At 62.9% G+C, this 15,387-nt stretch carries 17 protein-coding genes and 1 tRNA gene; 10 read left to right on the forward strand and 8 right to left on the reverse strand.

The window, feature by feature from the left end; genetic code table 11:
* The first annotated feature begins 28 nt into the window (after positions 1 to 28).
* Complete coding sequence (locus tag LGQ03_RS02485; RefSeq protein ID WP_226747104.1) at positions 29 to 1,033, forward strand: Fe(3+) ABC transporter substrate-binding protein; 1,005 nt, start codon at positions 29 to 31, stop codon at positions 1,031 to 1,033.
* A 99-nt stretch (positions 1,034 to 1,132) separates the two neighbouring features.
* Here LGQ03_RS02485 and LGQ03_RS02490 read toward each other — a convergent pair whose 3' ends face one another.
* Positions 1,133 to 2,944: an ABC-F family ATP-binding cassette domain-containing protein gene (locus LGQ03_RS02490; RefSeq protein WP_226747105.1), complete on the reverse strand. Its 1,812-nt coding sequence runs from the start codon at positions 2,942 to 2,944 to the stop codon at positions 1,133 to 1,135.
* Positions 2,945 to 3,013: 69 nt separating this feature from the next.
* The gene (locus LGQ03_RS02495; RefSeq protein WP_226747106.1) at positions 3,014 to 3,739 is read right to left on the reverse strand and encodes a GNAT family N-acetyltransferase; all 726 of its coding nucleotides are present in this window, start codon (positions 3,737 to 3,739) and stop codon (positions 3,014 to 3,016) included.
* Between the two features lie 67 nt (positions 3,740 to 3,806).
* Here LGQ03_RS02495 and msrB point away from each other — a divergent pair, with 67 nt between their 5' ends.
* Positions 3,807 to 4,202, forward strand: coding sequence for a peptide-methionine (R)-S-oxide reductase MsrB (gene msrB / locus LGQ03_RS02500; RefSeq protein ID WP_226747107.1), 396 nt, complete (start codon positions 3,807 to 3,809; stop codon positions 4,200 to 4,202).
* A gap of 42 nt (positions 4,203 to 4,244) precedes the next feature.
* Here msrB and LGQ03_RS02505 read toward each other — a convergent pair whose 3' ends face one another.
* Positions 4,245 to 4,718 carry an outer membrane protein assembly factor BamE gene (locus tag LGQ03_RS02505; protein ID WP_226747108.1) on the reverse strand — a complete coding sequence of 158 codons (474 nt, stop codon included), beginning with the start codon at positions 4,716 to 4,718 and terminating at the stop codon, positions 4,245 to 4,247.
* A gap of 83 nt (positions 4,719 to 4,801) precedes the next feature.
* Between LGQ03_RS02505 and LGQ03_RS02510 the strand changes: the two genes are divergently transcribed.
* The 8 genes from LGQ03_RS02510 to LGQ03_RS02545 all read left to right on the forward strand — a co-directional run bounded on the left by LGQ03_RS02510 (position 4,802) and on the right by LGQ03_RS02545 (position 10,074).
* Positions 4,802 to 5,365, forward strand: a complete 564-nt coding sequence (locus LGQ03_RS02510; RefSeq protein ID WP_226747109.1) for a YceD family protein — start codon at positions 4,802 to 4,804, stop codon at positions 5,363 to 5,365.
* 162 nt (positions 5,366 to 5,527) lie between these two features.
* On the forward strand, positions 5,528 to 5,728 hold the full coding sequence (gene rpmF, locus LGQ03_RS02515; RefSeq protein ID WP_056034425.1) for a 50S ribosomal protein L32: 201 nt from the start codon (positions 5,528 to 5,530) through the stop codon (positions 5,726 to 5,728).
* Between the two features lie 21 nt (positions 5,729 to 5,749).
* On the forward strand, positions 5,750 to 6,832 hold the full coding sequence (gene plsX / locus LGQ03_RS02520; protein ID WP_226747110.1) for a phosphate acyltransferase PlsX: 1,083 nt from the start codon (positions 5,750 to 5,752) through the stop codon (positions 6,830 to 6,832).
* Positions 6,829 to 7,800, forward strand: coding sequence for a beta-ketoacyl-ACP synthase III (locus LGQ03_RS02525; RefSeq protein ID WP_226747111.1), 972 nt, complete (start codon positions 6,829 to 6,831; stop codon positions 7,798 to 7,800). Before plsX ends, LGQ03_RS02525 begins: the two co-directional genes overlap by 4 nt.
* Positions 7,801 to 7,884: 84 nt before the next feature.
* Positions 7,885 to 8,187, forward strand: coding sequence for an integration host factor subunit alpha (gene ihfA, locus LGQ03_RS02530; RefSeq protein ID WP_083484339.1), 303 nt, complete (start codon positions 7,885 to 7,887; stop codon positions 8,185 to 8,187).
* A gap of 4 nt (positions 8,188 to 8,191) precedes the next feature.
* On the forward strand, positions 8,192 to 8,800 hold the full coding sequence (locus tag LGQ03_RS02535; RefSeq protein WP_226747112.1) for a MerR family transcriptional regulator: 609 nt from the start codon (positions 8,192 to 8,194) through the stop codon (positions 8,798 to 8,800).
* Between the two features lie 63 nt (positions 8,801 to 8,863).
* Positions 8,864 to 8,940: transfer RNA gene (locus LGQ03_RS02540), tRNA-Pro, on the forward strand.
* 51 nt (positions 8,941 to 8,991) lie between these two features.
* A complete protein-coding gene (locus LGQ03_RS02545) occupies positions 8,992 to 10,074 on the forward strand; it encodes a 2'-deoxycytidine 5'-triphosphate deaminase (RefSeq protein ID WP_226747113.1) in 1,083 nt (360 codons plus the stop codon).
* A gap of 63 nt (positions 10,075 to 10,137) precedes the next feature.
* Here LGQ03_RS02545 and scpB read toward each other — a convergent pair whose 3' ends face one another.
* The 5 genes from scpB to argS are packed head-to-tail and all read right to left on the reverse strand — an operon-like array spanning position 10,138 to position 15,352.
* Positions 10,138 to 10,752 carry an SMC-Scp complex subunit ScpB gene (gene scpB / locus LGQ03_RS02550; RefSeq protein ID WP_226747114.1) on the reverse strand — a complete coding sequence of 205 codons (615 nt, stop codon included), beginning with the start codon at positions 10,750 to 10,752 and terminating at the stop codon, positions 10,138 to 10,140.
* Positions 10,749 to 11,534, reverse strand: a complete 786-nt coding sequence (locus LGQ03_RS02555; RefSeq protein ID WP_090159520.1) for a segregation and condensation protein A — start codon at positions 11,532 to 11,534, stop codon at positions 10,749 to 10,751. The genes scpB and LGQ03_RS02555 overlap by 4 nt, the downstream gene beginning before the upstream one ends.
* A gap of 10 nt (positions 11,535 to 11,544) precedes the next feature.
* On the reverse strand, positions 11,545 to 12,534 hold the full coding sequence (locus LGQ03_RS02560) for a glycoside hydrolase family 3 N-terminal domain-containing protein (protein ID WP_226747115.1): 990 nt from the start codon (positions 12,532 to 12,534) through the stop codon (positions 11,545 to 11,547).
* Positions 12,524 to 13,549, reverse strand: a complete 1,026-nt coding sequence (locus tag LGQ03_RS02565; protein WP_226747116.1) for an SPOR domain-containing protein — start codon at positions 13,547 to 13,549, stop codon at positions 12,524 to 12,526. Before LGQ03_RS02565 ends, LGQ03_RS02560 begins: the two co-directional genes overlap by 11 nt.
* A gap of 60 nt (positions 13,550 to 13,609) precedes the next feature.
* Positions 13,610 to 15,352, reverse strand: a complete 1,743-nt coding sequence (argS, locus tag LGQ03_RS02570; RefSeq protein WP_226747117.1) for an arginine--tRNA ligase — start codon at positions 15,350 to 15,352, stop codon at positions 13,610 to 13,612.
* Positions 15,353 to 15,387: the final 35 nt, after the last annotated feature.

A 15,387-nucleotide genomic window follows, 5' to 3' on the forward strand; every position in this document is an offset into this window, starting at 1 on the left:
AAAGCGGCATCAACGCAAGGAGAGACCCATGACGATCCGCACCCTTTTGATGGCCACCGCAGCAACGGCGATTGCCGCGCCCGCGCTGGCTGATGTCACCATCTACACCACCCGCCAGCCCGAGCTGATCCAGCCGGTCATGGACGCCTTTACCGCCGACACCGGCATCGCCGTGAACCTGGAGTTCGTGAACGAAGCCCTGATCGAACGGCTCAAGGCCGAGGGCGCGCGTTCCCCTGCCGATCTGGTCATGGACGTCGATATCGCCAACCTGCAGCGCGTCGTGGACGAAGGCGTGACGCAGTCAGTCGATAGCCAGGTGCTGATGGACGCCATCCCCGCCAGCCTGCGCAGCGACGACAACCAGTGGTTTGGCCTGACGACCCGCGCCCGCATCGTCTATGCCAGCAAGGACCGCGTGGCCGATGGTGAAATCACCACCTACGAGGACCTGACCGACCCAAAGTGGGCTGGCCGCATCTGTACCCGGTCGGGCCTGAACAACTATAATCTGGCGCTGCTGTCGGCTGTCATCGCGCACCACGGCGAAGAAGCGGCCAAGGAATGGGCCGAAGGCATCAAGGCGAACCTCGCCCGCAAGCCCGAAGGCAATGACCGCGCACAGGTCAAGGCAATCTGGGCCGGCGAGTGCGACATCAGCCTGGGCAACACCTACTACATGGGCAAGATGCTCGAGGATGCAGAGCAGACCGAATGGGCCAATGCCGTGCGGATCGTGTTCCCCGAATTTGAGGAAGGCGGCACCCACGTCAACGTCTCCGGCATCGCGATGACGCAAAGCGCGCCGAACAAGGAAGAGGCGCTGCAACTGATGGAATACCTCGTCAGCCCCGCCGCACAGGCAATCTATGCAGAGGAAAACCACGAATACCCTGTGCTGGCCTCGGCCGAGTTGTCGGACCTGGTAGCATCCTGGGGTGAATACACCGCCGACGACGTCGACCTGAGCGAGCTTGCAGGCCACCGCGCGACGGCACTGCGCATCGTCGAAGAAGTGAACTTTGACGGCTAAATAGCCAGTATATCTATGAAAACAGGCCGCGCAGGATCATCCTGCGCGGCCTTTTTCGTTATTTGTCAAACGGCGTCGTGGTCGGGTCGGACGGCGATGTTATTCCTGCGCTTTCTCTTCCAGTTCCAGCCATTCCGCCTCTGCCTCTTCCAGCTTGGCGTGGCGGTCGGTCAGCGCGTCCGTGGCCTTTTCGAACTTGACCGGATTCTGGGTGAACAGATCGGGGTCGGCCATCAGTTCTTCCAGTTTGGCGATCTCGGCCTCGAGCCGTGCAATCACGGCGGGCAGCTCTTCCAGGCGGTGCTTTTCGGTGAATGACAGGCCCGTCTTGCGCGTGACCTGCTGGTTCTGTTTTCCCTTGGTGGACAACGGCTTGCCCACCGAACTTGGCGCTTTGACGCGGTCGCCGCGTTGGGCCTGATAATCAGTCCAACCGCCCGCATAGACCGTCGCCCGACCGTCGCCTTCCATGGCGACTGTCGTGGTGGCGGTCCGGTCCAGAAAATCACGGTCGTGGCTGACCAACAGCACCGTGCCGTCGTATTCGCCCAGCAGATCCTGCAACAGATCCAGCGTTTCGATGTCCAGATCGTTGGTCGGTTCGTCGAGGATCAGCAGGTTCGACGGTTTCGCCATCAGGCGGGCCAGCAACAAACGCGCCTTTTCACCACCTGACAGCGCCCGCACCGGCGCGCGGGCTTGCGCCTCGTCGAACAGGAATTCCTTTAGGTAGCCGACCACGTGCTTTGGCGTACCACGCACCATGATCTGATCGGCCTTGCCGCTGACACCCATTTCGGGGTCGTTCACCAGGTTGTCCCAAAGCGTCATGTCAGGATCAAGCTGCGCACGCGACTGGTCAAAGACCGCGATTTCGAGGTTGGTGCCCAGTTTGACCTGACCTTGATCGGGTTCAACTTGACCCAGCAACATCTTGATCAGCGTGGTTTTTCCGACACCGTTCGGTCCGACAAAGGCGATCCGGTCGCCCCGCTGCACGGTCAGGTCGAGGCCCTGCACGATGGTCTTGTCGTTGAATGCCTTGTGCAGGCCGAACGCCTCCATCACCTTCTTGCCGGATGTGGGGCCGCCTTCGAACGCCATGGCGGCGGTGCCCTGCCGTTTGATCTGGCTGGCCCTTTCGGCGCGCAGTTCCTGCAGCGCGCGCACACGGCCCTGATTGCGTTTGCGACGTGCGGAAATGCCTTCGACGGCCCAGCGGGCCTCTGACTTGATCTTGCGGTTCAGTTTGTGGCGCTGCTGATCCTCGTCTTCCCAGATCTTGTCGCGCCAGGCCTCAAAACCGTCGAACCCTTCTTCGGCGCGGCGCACCTGCCCGCGGTCGATCCAGAGCGTGGCACGGGTCAGATTGCGCAGAAATGCCCGGTCGTGCGAGATCAGCACGAATCCCGCCCGCGTCGACTTCAGCTCGTTTTCGAGCCAGGCAATGGCCTCGATATCAAGGTGGTTGGTCGGTTCGTCCAACAGCATCAGTTCCGGCGCCTCGGCCATCAGCTTGGCCAGGGCCGCGCGACGGCGTTCACCACCCGATGCGGTGGCAACCAACCCGTTGGGGTCGAATTTCAGACCTTCGGCCACCATGTCGACGCGGTAAGCTTCGTCGGGGTCCATGCCGGATGCGGCGTATTCGCCCAGCGTCTCGAACCCTTCCATCGTCGGGTCTTGTTCCATGTATCCCACGCTGACGCCGGGAGCGGATACGCAGGTACCGGAATCGGCCTCGACCAGGCCGGCCATGACCTTCATCAGGGTGGATTTGCCAGACCCGTTGCGCCCGACAAGGGCGACCCGGTCACCGGGTTGGACCACCAGTGAAAGGTCTTCGAAAATGGGATCGCCGCCGAATGTCAGGGCGATCTCGGAGAGCTGGAGTAAGGGTGTGCGTGCCATGGCTGCCAGCTACGCACGGTTGCGGTAACGTGCAAGGGGGCCTGTCTGGTTCGCGCGCAAATTCTGGTGTCAGACCACGAGGCGGCGCAAGGCACTGGCACGCGTGGCAGGAATGCGGTCCACCTCGACGCAGGTAAAGACGTGCACGGTGTCCATCGCCGCATCAATGACGGCGTGATCGCTGACCCAACCACCCAGCCCCAGGTAACTGCGCAACAGTGGCGGAAGGGCCGCAATGGCACTCCGGCGGTCGGCTACCTGCCCGCCCAACGGCACGGTGGTCGTCGCCGCACGCAGGGGGCGCATCCCGTCAGGTCCGACATGATGGCGGCCCAACACCGCCAACGCCGCGGCATGGCGCGCAGGATCGGACCCGGCCAAGGATGTGCAGCCGATCATCAAACCGATGCCCGCACGGTCCACCAGCCCTGCCAGCGCGCCCAGTGCCACCCGCATCACATGGGCGTCCAGCGCACCGGGACCGATACAGAATCGCCCGATTTCCAGAACTGGCGCAGGATAATCACGCAAGGGTGACAGATCATAGCTCTGCGCCGTCAGGGTCCGGTCCAGATCGCGCCCATTTTCCACCATCAACGTGCGCAGGGTGGCCCGCAGGACACCGTCCTGTTCGATCATCAGGTGATTGCAGACCGCGTCATGGGCGTCGCTGTCGCAACCGCCCGTGCCGAAAAAACAGCGGTGCCGCAGCGTCTGACAGGCCAGCAGATCAATCGGCCCCGCAGCAGCCCGCACAGTCAGTGCGGGGGGCTGTGTGTCGTATGCGACGTTCATGGCCTCTCCTTGGCACAGCGTTCTGACACCCTACATGACAGTTTAACATGACAAACAGGACGACACGATGGACAAGATCATCAAATCAGACGCCGAGTGGAAGCAGGAACTGAGCCCCGAGGCCTTCAAGGTCTTGCGCAAGCATGGGACCGAACGCGCCGGCACACACGACGACTTTCCCAAGGATGCGGGAACATTCCGCTGCAAGGCCTGCGGCAATGCGCTGTTCGAACAGGACACGAAATTCGAATCCGGCACGGGCTGGCCATCATTCTATGCCCCGATCGACCCCGAGGCCGTGGGCGAACGCGAGGACCGCAGCCTGTTCATGCGCCGTACAGAGGTGCATTGCGCCCGCTGCGAAGGGCATCTGGGGCACGTGTTTCCCGATGGTCCGGCACCGACCGGCCTGCGCTACTGCATGAACGGCGTCGCAATGACGTTCGAGCCGGACGCCGACTGACATCGCCACCCGTCGCGGCACAGGCCGCGGCGGGTGTGTCGCTTATTGTCCGGGCTGGCTGATCAGATCAGAGGCCGTCACACGACCGACACTACCCATCAATTGACGCAAGAACGTGCTGTCGCGCACGTTATCAGACGTGACTTCGCGCGACAGCGTGACCACACGACCATCCTCCAGCCCGAAACGTTCGATATTTTCCAGCGTGCCATTGGGGGTGAAACTGATCGCCAATACCTGCCGGTCGGTTTCGACCGGGGCCGCCGCCCCGCGGGTAACAAAGCGGCTTTGGACATAATAGAGCGCATCGTCGCTGGTCACACCGCCCGTCACGGGGGGACCCACGGTTTCGATCACTTCGGCGCGCGTGGATTGCCCGACGCTGAGCAGCGCCAGATCCTCTGGCACGGGGATATAGCCATGATTGCGCACGATGGGGCTACAGGCCGCCGACAGGGCCAGACAGGCCCCTGCAATCAGCATGAAACCCTTGCGTTGCGTGGTCGTCTTGGTCATGTCCCGCCCCCTTGCGTTGGCGCAGTGCGCCCTTGTATTCCCCTTAACGAAGCCAGCCGCACTTGCCAAGAATGGATGCCCTCATGTCGTCAGATCCCGCCCTGCCCGCCCAGATCATGCGCTTGTCGGATTTGCGCAACCGCAGCGCAACAAACTTTGAGGTGACGCCAACGCCAGCGCAGCGAGAGGCCATTGCGACGTCGCTGGATATCATTGGTGTGAAAAAGCTGACGTTTGCGGGACAGATTGCGCCCTTGGGCCAGACGGATTGGCGATTGACTGCACGCCTTGGTGCGACGGTCGTGCAGGCCTGCGTCGCCACGCTCGCCCCTGTCACGACCCGGCTGGATGAGGACGTATCGCGCACATACGCCGCCGATTTCGCCTATCCCGAAGGGGCCGAAACCGAGATGCCCGAGGATGACACCGTCGAGCCGCTGCCGCAGTCGATCGACGTGGCCGCCCTGATGATCGAGGAATTGAGCCTGGCACTGCCGCCCTTTCCCCGTACGCCAGGGGCAGAGGTGGGTCAGGTTCTGGTCGCCGAGGACGGTGTGACGCCATTGACGGACGAGGATACCAAACCCTTTGCGGGGCTGGGTGCGCTGCGTGACAAACTGGCCAAGGGTCAGGACAACGGGGAATAGGTCCGAAAAACCACATATATCGGTTGCACTGGCGTCATTTCGCAGTATGTAGGCGGCCTTATCCGTGCCCCCTCGACAGGGCAGCGTGAATGTCCTAGGACCGCGCAAATCATTCGAACACCGGGCCACGTCACGGCCCCCCAACGTAAAATAGGGTGCGCCATGGCCGTCCAGCAGAATAAAGTCTCCAAGTCCCGCCGCAACAATCGTCGTGCGCACGATTCGCTGTCGGCGGCTAACCCCAACGAATGTGATAACTGCGGTGAGCTGAAGCGCCCGCACCACATCTGCCCGTCCTGCGGTCACTATGCGACCAAAGAAGTGGTCACTGCCGACATTGACCTGGACGAAGACGCCGCTTAAGCAGCGTTGTAGGGGGCTCGCATGGTAGCGACGGACACCGTCACGACCGCAGACGACGCAACCCGCGTGTTATCCATCGACGCCATGGGCGGCGATAATGGGCCTGCAACTGTCGTTGCAGGCCTTGCACTTTTTCTAAAGGTGCACCCCGGAACTCCTGTTTTGTTGCACGGACGCACGGATGAATTGCGCCCCCTGCTGGCAACCCACGGGCTGGCGGGTCAGGTCACCCTGCGCGATGCACCCGATGTCGTCACCATGCACGACAAGCCCAGCCAGGTGGTGCGCCGGGGCAAACAGACCTCGATGTGGTCCGCGATCGACGCCGTACGCAACGACGAGGCGGGCGTCGTCGTCAGCTGCGGCAACACCGGCGGGCTGATGGCCATGTCGATGTTGCGCCTGCGCAAGATCGACGGCGTGAACCGTCCGGCCATTGCCTGCCTGTGGCCATCACGGAACCCGCAGGGGTTCAACGTGATGCTGGATGCAGGTGCCGATATCCGCGCCGATCAGGACGACCTGCTGACCTATGCGTTGATGGGCGCATCCTATGCGCGCAATGCCTTTGACCTCGCACAGCCGCGGGTCGGTCTGCTGAACGTCGGCACCGAGGAACACAAGGGCCGGGCTGAACTGAAGGTCGCGCACGAGCTGATCGCGGCCACCGCTGCCGCGGGCGAATTCGATTATACCGGTTTCGTCGAAGGCGGTGATCTGCCCGGCGATGTTTGCGACGTGATCGTGACGGACGGTTTTACCGGCAATGTCGCGCTGAAAACAGGCGAGGGAATCGCCAACCTGATTTCGGATCTTCTGCGTGAAAACCTGCGCAAGACTCCGTTCTCGATCCTGGGGGCGCTGCTCGCCCGTGGCGCATTGCGTCAGTTAAAGCGCAAGGTCGATCCACGCCGCGTCAACGGCGGCGTTTTTCTGGGCCTGACGAAAACAGTGATCAAGAGCCACGGGTCCGCCGATGCCACCGGGGTCGCCGCGGCGATCACACTGGCGCACAGGCTGGCCGATCAGGGATTCTCGGACCGTCTGGCCGCACGTCTGGCCGCCGCCCTGCCCCATGACGACACGAAAGGATCCGACACATGACACGACGCGCCGTTGTTCAAGGTGTCGGCCACTACCTGCCTGACCGGGTGGTTGAAAACAGCCATTTCGAGGCAACACTCGATACTTCCGACGCCTGGATCCGGGAACGCTCCGGGATCGAACGCCGCCATTTCGCGGCTGACGATCAGGCTACGTCGGATCTGGCAGCCTTTGCGGCACAGGCGGCGCTGGATGATGCCGGCATGACCGCCGACGACATCGACCTGATCATCGTGGCGACATCGACCGCCGACATGACGTTCCCGTCGGCTGCAACGATGGTGCAGAACAAACTGGGCATGACGCGCGGATTTGCCTTTGACGTGCAGGCCGTCTGCGCGGGTTTCGTGTTTGCATTGGCCAATGCCGATGCATTGATCCAGTCGGGTCAGGCCAATACCGCATTGGTAATCGGCGCCGAGACATTCAGCCGGATCATGGACTGGACCGACCGCAGCACCTGCGTGCTGTTCGGTGACGGCGCCGGTGCGCTGGTGCTGCGGGCCGAGGATGGACAGGGCACGACCGACGACCGTGGCATCCTGGCGACCGACCTGAATTCGGACGGGCGTTATCGCGATCTGCTGTATGTCGATGGCGGTGTCGCCACGCAAAACACCGGACAGCTCCGCATGGAAGGCAAGGAAGTGTTCCGCCATGCCGTCGAAAAGCTGGCCAAGACAGCCCATACGGCACTGGAAAAGGTCGGCCTTGGTGCCGACGATGTCGACTGGGTCGTGCCGCACCAGGCAAACATCCGCATCATCCAGTCCACCGCGAAACGACTGGGCGTCGGCATGGACCGCGTCGTCGTCACCGTGCAGGATCATGGCAACACCTCTGCCGCGTCCATTCCACTGGCGCTGTCGGTCGGCAAACAGCGCGGCCAGATCAAACCCGGCGATCTGCTTGTGACCGAGGCGATCGGCGGCGGGCTTGCCTGGGGATCGGTCATCCTGCGCTGGTAGCGATTCTTTGCGCTTGCGTCTGCACAAGGTTGACTTGCGCGGAACTCTACTTAAAGTTTTGCCGAATGCTTCGGGGGAAGAAAAATGTCTGACAAGACTCTGACGCGCATGGATTTGTCCGATGCGGTCCACGAACAGGTCGGTCTGTCGCGCAACGAAAGCGCCGATCTGGTGGAAAGCGTGCTGACGCATATTTCCGACGCGCTGGTCGCAGGCGAACAGGTCAAGATTTCGTCCTTTGGCACATTCAGTTGCCGGGACAAGGCGGCCCGCGTGGGCCGCAACCCCAAGACCGGCGAAGAAGTGCCCATTCATCCGCGTCGGGTGCTGACGTTTCGTCCCAGCCACCTGATGAAGGAAAAGGTCGCGGCCGGAAACAAGGCCTGATCGCATGGCCAAGGCCCCTGACGCGTTTCGCACCATCAGCGAAGTGGCCGAGGCGTTGGATACGCCGACCCACGTCCTGCGGTTCTGGGAAAGCAAATTCACCCAGGTCAAACCCGTCAAACGCGCGGGCGGTCGTCGGTATTATCGTCCCGACGACCTTGCTTTGCTCGGCGGAATCAAGATCCTGCTGCACGAACAGGGCATGACGATCAAGGCGGCACAGAAAACCCTGCGCGAACTGGGAATCAAATCTGTCAGCAAGCTCTATTCCGACAGTCTGATCGACCTGGATGACGGCGCGAACGTGATCGATCATGACACCGCCCCACCCCATCCGTCGCGCGAAACACCGTCAACTGATACGTTACCACCGGATGACCTGCGACAGACCGATAGCGCGTCACCCGCATCCGCGCAGGCCAATGTCGTGGCCTTGCCGCGACAGGCGACGACGCGCCTGCCCATGCCTGTCGCGGCGCGTCCGGATCCCGGCCCGCGCGTGCTGGGACTTGCGGCGCGGGCAGCCCGGACCGGTATCGCGCATCCCCAGCGGCTGGCCCCCTTGTTGACCCGACTGGATGATCTGCACCGCCGGATGACGGTCACGCAATAAATCCGCAGAACAGCGAAAACGATCCTTGCCCTCGACCGTCATTCGGGTAATTAAGCGCTCAGTCGGGCTATAGCGCAGCCTGGTAGCGCGTCCGTCTGGGGGACGGAAGGTCGCAGGTTCGAGTCCTGCTAGCCCGACCAACAAATCGCCCGCCCGCTCTTGCGGCGGGCGTTTTGCTATGGGGGGTGACCATGACTGATTTCGACACTGGCGTTCTGGCGGATCATCAAATCAGGGCCCTGATCGATGCGGGGCATGTGCAGGCCCCCGCGTTCGAAACCGGACAGATACAACCTGCATCACTGGATCTGCGCCTCGGTGACGTGGCCTACCGTGTGCGCGCGTCCTTCCTGCCGGGCAAGACCCGCAGCGTCGCGGACCGCCTTGCGGATTTCACCATGCACGAGGTGCCACTGACCGGCGGCGCGGTGCTGGAAAAAGGCTGCGTCTATGTCGTGCCATTGCGGGAATCGCTGTCATTGCCGGCCGGCATGACGGCCGCAGCCAGTGCCAAATCCTCGATCGGGCGGCTGGACCTGTTGACCCGGATCATCACCGACCGGGGGACCGAATTCGACCGCGTGCCTGCGGGATACGACGGCCCGCTTTATGTTGAAATCTGCCCACGCAGCTTTTCGGTGGTGGCGCAGCCCGGACAGATGCTGAACCAGATCATTTTCCGCAACGGCCAGACACGGATGTCGGACGACGATCTGCGCGCGCTCCATGCCGCATCGCCGATCGTGGACTGCGACCCCGTGATTTCGGACGGCTTGGGGTTTTCCGTCGATCTGCGCCCCGACAGCGGCACCCGCGTTGGCTATCGCGCCAAACCGCATACCGGCGTCGTCGATCTGTCGCGTCTCGCGCATTATGATCCGCGCGACTACTGGGAAGAGGTCCACACCGACAGTGGCTGGATCATCCTCGACCCCGGAGCGTTCTATATCCTCGTCAGCCGCGAATCCATTGCCATCCCCCCGATGCAGGCGGCCGAAATGGCCCCCTATATCGCGATGGTCGGTGAATTCCGGGTCCATTACGCAGGGTTTTTCGACCCCGGTTTCGGCTGGGCCGCCGCCGGCGGTACAGGTTCGCGTGGCGTGCTCGAGGTGCGCTGCCACGAGGCGCCCTTCGTGCTGGAACACGGACAAACCGTGGGACGGCTGGTCTACGAACACATGTCCAGTCATCCGCAGGCGCTCTACGGGCAGGACATCAAATCAAACTACCAGGGCCAGGGTCTGAAACTGTCCAAGCATTTCAGGACCTGACAGCCGTATCATCTTGCCAGAAATACTCGCCCGCCGCAGGCGTCCTGCCGCTGCCGACTGGCGCTAATCGCCGAACAATTGTTCCTGACCGTCGTCTTCTTCGGGTTCTGCCCCGGGCGATGGGCGGTTATCCAGCAATCCGGCGGACCGCAGTTCCTTGAGCCCCGGCAGATCACGCGCGCTTTCCAGCCCAAAGTGATCGAGGAAGGTCTGTGTCACGATGAATGTGACCGGCCTGCCCGGTGTCATGCGACGCCGTCCCAGCCGCACCCAATCCAGTTCGATCAACTGATCGATGGTGCCGCGCGACACGCTCACACCGCGGATTTCCTCGATTTCGGCGCGGGTTGTGGGCTGGTGATAGGCGATGATCGCCAGCGTTTCGATGGCCGCGCGGCTCAGTTTGCGGGTCTCGGTCACCTCGTGGCTCATCAGGTAGCCCAGATCGGGGGCCGTGCGCATGGCCCATGCATCACCCACCCGTACCAGTTGGACACCGCGCCCGTCATAGCGTTTGCGCAGGCCTGCCAGTGCCGATGCCGGATCGCAACCATGCGGCATCCGGCCCGCCAGCTGGGCCGGCGTCATCGGATCGGCAGTGGCGAACAACAGCGCCTCGACCATGCGTTCCTGTTCGGCAATCGGTGGTGCCTTGAACAGGCCCGGTTCATCAGTCATGTCCGCCCCTCGCGCGCGCGCAGTTGGATGGGGGCAAATGTCTCGCTTTGGCGCAGTTCCAGCCGCCCTTCCTTGACCAGTTCAAGCGACGCGGCAAAGGTGGCGGCGGTCGCCGTGCGCCTGCGCTGGGGGTCATCGGTCCAGCCCGGCGGCAGATAACTGGCAATATCGGTCCAGTCGCCCGCAAATCCGATCAGTTTGCGCAAGGACCCCAGCGCGTCTTCCATGGTCATCAGGTTTTCGCGGTCCATCACAAAGGGCCGGAAATCGTCGCGTGTCCTGATCCGCGCATAGCCCTGCATCAGGTCCAGCAGCGTGGCCGTATAGGTCACACGCCGCACGCGCGTCACATCCTGCGTGATCCCACGCGCAAAGAAATCCCGCCCCAATTGATCACGCGCCATCAGCCGGGCGGATGCCTTGCGCATCGCCTCCAGCCGTTCCAGCTGAAAGGCCAGATGTGCCGCCAGTTCCGCACCTGACGGGCCATCCTCTTCGGGGTCGGGTGGCAGCAGCAGACGCGATTTCAGGAACGCCAGCCATGCGGCCATCACCAGATAATCAGCGGCCAGTTCCAGCCGCAGCTGTCGTGCGCGTTCGACAAAAGCCAGATATTGCCGTGCCAGCGCCAGGATCGATATTTCACGCAGATCCACCTTTTGCGTGCGCGACAGGGTCAGCAACAGGTCCAGCGGCCCCTCAAAACCGTCGACGTCGACGATCAGCGCCTCGGCGGCGACACGATCGGCAACGCTGGTTTCTGGCGTGGTGTCTTGCGACATGGGGCGACCCTCAGGACAAAAGCGTCTCAAGTTCCGCCGCAAGCGCCGCAATGTCAACGCTGACGGGCGGACGGCGCTGCCCCAAGGCAGTGGCCGCGCGGGCCTGCGCCATGATTGTCATCGTCCCGGCTGCGGTCACGGCCTGTTCCATCTCGGCGCGGTCGCCGTTGCAGTGCAGCACGATATCGCAACCCGCCGCAATCGCCGCAGCAGACCGTTCGGCCGTGGTGCCGGACAGCGCCTCCATCGAGATGTCGTCAGTCATGATCAATCCGCCAAAGCCGATCTGATCACGGATCACCTGCATCATAACAGGCGAGGTTGTGGCGGGCAGGTCAGCGTCGATATCGGCAAAGACGATGTGGGCCGTCATGCCCATCGCGATATCGTTCAGCGCAACAAAAGGCGTAAAATCGCGCGCCAACACATCGGCCCGTGGTGCCGTGACCGTCGGCAGCGACTTGTGGCTGTCGACAGCCGCACGCCCGTAGCCGGGGATATGTTTCAACACCGGCAACACACCCCCGTCCAGAAAGGCCGCGGCACAGACACGGGCGCATTCGGTCACAAGCGGGACTGTTTCCCCTGACAGACGGTTGCGCAGGACCGGATGGGTCTGCGCCTCGACAAGATCGGCCAGCGGGGCGCAATTCACGTCGATCCCCACGTCATGCAATTCATGCGCGATCAGGCGGTTGCGGACCCAATGGGCACGGATCGGATCACTGGCACGTTCCATCTGGGTCAATGCCGGCAGGTATTCGCGCCAATGGGGCGCGCGCAGGCGCTGGACCCGCCCGCCTTCCTGGTCGATCAGGATCGGTGCATCGCGGCCCAATGTGTCACGCAGATCGGCGGTCAGGGCGCGCAACTGGTCCGGCGTTTCGACGTTCCGCGCGAACAGAATGAACCCCCAGGGGTCCGCATCAGCGAAAAAGGCGCGTTCATTCTCTGTCAGGCGCGTGCCCGACAGACCCAGGATCGTGGCGTTAGCGGACAACGACGGGAATGCAGGCCGTACGGGCCGCGTCCAATGTGGCACAGAACCGGCGTGCATCGGCCAGATCGTCAAAACCGCTGGCACGCAGACGAAAGAACGTGGCCCCGCCCGATGATGCCTGCTGGATCACCCGTGATTTACCGGCCATGAAATCGACGAAACGCGTGGTCAGGCGGTCCCATTCCGCACTGGCGGCATCCGCCGATGGAAAAGCCCCCAGCTGCACCAGCTTGGTCCCGACAGGCAGTTCGTCGGTCAACAGCGCCTCGCTGGGCAAGGGCATCGTGTCCGTGGTCAGGGCAACGGGTGTCAGAACCGCCTCTGCGGGGGCAGTGGCCTGCGGTGCGGCTGCGGCCTGCTGCGTGCCGGGACGCAGCATCGGACGCAGGACCTGCGTCATGGATGCACCGGCGACAACGGTCGTATCCAGACCCAAGGCTTCGGCCAAGGCGGCAGCGACGGGATCGACTGGTTCAACAGGGGCGACTGATGCCTGCTCTGCGCCATCGACGGTCAGGACGGGGTCCACGGTTTCACCGTCGCTCAGCGCGGTCAGCGGTGAAGCCCCGGCAGCAATCTGATCGGCCAGCGCCAGCACATCATCAGCCGACATGGCCTGCGCCTGTTGCGTGTCCTCAGGGATGATCTCGACCTCGGTCGCGGCCAGTGACGGTGCTATGGGTTCCGCATCCAGATCCTCGGCCGCAAGGCCGGTGCCACTGGGAGCGAGCAGCAACAGATCCTCGGGGCCGCCAGCCTCGCCCAGGGCTGCGACTTCGTTCACCGACAGGCCACGGTGGTCTGCCACGTTACCGCCTGCATGATCGGGGGCGCGGCGCATCTCGCCTTCGACCGCGCGCACCACCGGAACACCCGATACATCGCGCATGATCGAATGCGTGCCCCAGACACCCACACCGATCATCAGCGTCAGACTCAACGCAGCACCCGCCATCTGCGTGTAGCGCGACGCGTCACGCACCTGTGGTGCGCCCAAATCTTCGTAAACTGCCATCACTGCCTCTTGTCCCGGACCTCTGACGGGTCCGCTGCTCTGCCTCGGGGCCGCGAATGCTTAGCGCATTTCTTCGACCGGTGTGACTCCAAGGATACCAAGGCCTGCCGCAATCACAACCTGCGCGGCACGAATCAGGGCGATCTTTGCCTGCGATGTGGCATTGTCGCCATCCTGCAAGAACCGCAAGGACGTATCGGTGTTCCCGGCGTTCCAAAGCCCGTGCACATCCGAGGCCAGATCATAGAGGTAGAACGCCACCCGGTGGGGTTCATGCGTCCGGGCCGCGATTTCCACCAGACGCGGCCATTCTGCGATCTTTGCCGCCAGCGCCGTTTCCGCCGCATGGGACAGCGCCGACAGATCAGCCCCGGCAAGCGTCGCATCATCCACCGTGATTTCTGCCTCACGCGCCTTGCGCAGGACCGAATTCACCCGCGCATGGGCGTATTGGACGTAGAACACCGGATTGTCCTTGGACTGTTCGGTGACCTTGGCAAAATCGAAATCCAGCGGCGCGTCGTTCTTGCGCGTCAGCATGTGGAACCGGGTCACGTCGGGGCCGACCTGTTCGACCACGTCCGACAGGGTGATGAATGTCCCTGCCCGCTTGGACATCTTGAACGGCTCGCCGTTCTGATAGAGCTTCACCAGCTGGGTCAGCTTGATATCCAGCGGCACACGACCGTTGGACAGCGCGCTGACAGCGGCCTTCATCCGTTTGACGTAGCCACCGTGATCGGCGCCGAACACGTCGATCAGCGCATCAAAGCCGCGCTCGACCTTGTCATAGTGATAGGCGATGTCAGGCGCAAAATAGGTCCAGGCCCCGTCGGATTTCTGCACGGGCCGGTCCACGTCGTCGCCGTGGGCGGTGGATTTGAACAGGGTCTGTTCGCGGGGTTCCCAATCGTCGGGCATCTTGCCCTTGGGCGGTTCCAGCGTGCCGCGATAGATCAGGCCAGCCGCATCCAGCCGTTCGATGGCCTTTTCGATCTTGCCGGAACCATAAAGCGATTTTTCCGAGAAAAAGACGTCCATCTCGATGCCCAGCAGCGCCAGATCACCCCGGATCAGGTCCATCATGGCATCGGTGGCAAAGCTGCGCACCTCTTCCAGCCAGACGGACTCTGGCTGGTCCAGATAGGCATCGCCCACCTTGGCCTTGAGCGCCTCACCGACCTCGATCAGATAGTCGCCGGGGTATGTGCCTTCGGGCCAGTCGACGCTCAGGTCGTGCGCCTCTTGGTAGCGCAGATAGACCGACCGCGCGAGGACATCGACCTGCGCGCCGCCGTCGTTGATGTAATATTCGCGCGTCACATCATAGCCTGCGTAGTCCAGCAGGCTGGCCAGCGCGTCGCCAAAGACCGCGCCACGGGTATGACCCACGTGCAGCGGACCCGTGGGGTTGGCGCTGACGTATTCGACCAGCGTGCGCTGGTTATTGCCCATTTTTGACCGACCATAGCCGGGATCGGTCAGTGCCGCGATCACCACGCCGCGCCAGATGCCCGCGTCCAGCCGCAGGTTCAGGAAACCCGGACCTGCCACATCGGCACTGGCGATCCGGTCATCGGCCACCAGCCGCGCGGACAGCGCATCAGCGATGTCACGCGGTTTCAGGCCAGCGGGTTTCGCCAGCACCATGGCCGCATTGGTCGCCATGTCACCGTGGCCGGGATCGCGGGGCGGCTCGACCGTGACCGCATCCGTGGACAACCCGTCAGGCAACACACCGTCTCGCACCAGATCAGCAAGCGCGTCGATGACGAGGGTGCGGATATCGGCGAAAATGTTCATGGGACCTGTCTTTCGGTTTGTGCGGCTTGCGGTTT

It is taken from the genome of Loktanella gaetbuli (assembly GCF_020531945.1).
GTDB lineage: Bacteria > Pseudomonadota > Alphaproteobacteria > Rhodobacterales > Rhodobacteraceae > Loktanella > Loktanella gaetbuli.

What these genes read in the sequence shown, in the direction of transcription:
- LGQ03_RS02535 (WP_226747112.1), top strand. Translation starts at nt 8,192, where the DNA reads ATGGCCAAGGCCCCTGACGCGTTTCGCACCATCAGCGAAGTGGCCGAG.
- msrB (WP_226747107.1), top strand. Translation starts at nt 3,807, where the DNA reads ATGGACAAGATCATCAAATCAGACGCCGAGTGGAAGCAGGAACTGAGC.
- LGQ03_RS02555 (WP_090159520.1), bottom strand. Translation starts at nt 11,534, where the DNA reads ATGTCGCAAGACACCACGCCAGAAACCAGCGTTGCCGATCGTGTCGCC.
- LGQ03_RS02510 (WP_226747109.1), top strand. Translation starts at nt 4,802, where the DNA reads ATGTCGTCAGATCCCGCCCTGCCCGCCCAGATCATGCGCTTGTCGGAT.
- rpmF (WP_056034425.1), top strand. Translation starts at nt 5,528, where the DNA reads ATGGCCGTCCAGCAGAATAAAGTCTCCAAGTCCCGCCGCAACAATCGT.
- LGQ03_RS02545 (WP_226747113.1), top strand. Translation starts at nt 8,992, where the DNA reads ATGACTGATTTCGACACTGGCGTTCTGGCGGATCATCAAATCAGGGCC.
- LGQ03_RS02485 (WP_226747104.1), top strand. Translation starts at nt 29, where the DNA reads ATGACGATCCGCACCCTTTTGATGGCCACCGCAGCAACGGCGATTGCC.
- scpB (WP_226747114.1), bottom strand. Translation starts at nt 10,752, where the DNA reads ATGACTGATGAACCGGGCCTGTTCAAGGCACCACCGATTGCCGAACAG.
- LGQ03_RS02495 (WP_226747106.1), bottom strand. Translation starts at nt 3,739, where the DNA reads ATGAACGTCGCATACGACACACAGCCCCCCGCACTGACTGTGCGGGCT.
- LGQ03_RS02525 (WP_226747111.1), top strand. Translation starts at nt 6,829, where the DNA reads ATGACACGACGCGCCGTTGTTCAAGGTGTCGGCCACTACCTGCCTGAC.
- LGQ03_RS02490 (WP_226747105.1), bottom strand. Translation starts at nt 2,944, where the DNA reads ATGGCACGCACACCCTTACTCCAGCTCTCCGAGATCGCCCTGACATTC.
- plsX (WP_226747110.1), top strand. Translation starts at nt 5,750, where the DNA reads ATGGTAGCGACGGACACCGTCACGACCGCAGACGACGCAACCCGCGTG.
- argS (WP_226747117.1), bottom strand. Translation starts at nt 15,352, where the DNA reads ATGAACATTTTCGCCGATATCCGCACCCTCGTCATCGACGCGCTTGCT.
- LGQ03_RS02565 (WP_226747116.1), bottom strand. Translation starts at nt 13,549, where the DNA reads ATGGCAGTTTACGAAGATTTGGGCGCACCACAGGTGCGTGACGCGTCG.
- LGQ03_RS02505 (WP_226747108.1), bottom strand. Translation starts at nt 4,718, where the DNA reads ATGACCAAGACGACCACGCAACGCAAGGGTTTCATGCTGATTGCAGGG.
- ihfA (WP_083484339.1), top strand. Translation starts at nt 7,885, where the DNA reads ATGTCTGACAAGACTCTGACGCGCATGGATTTGTCCGATGCGGTCCAC.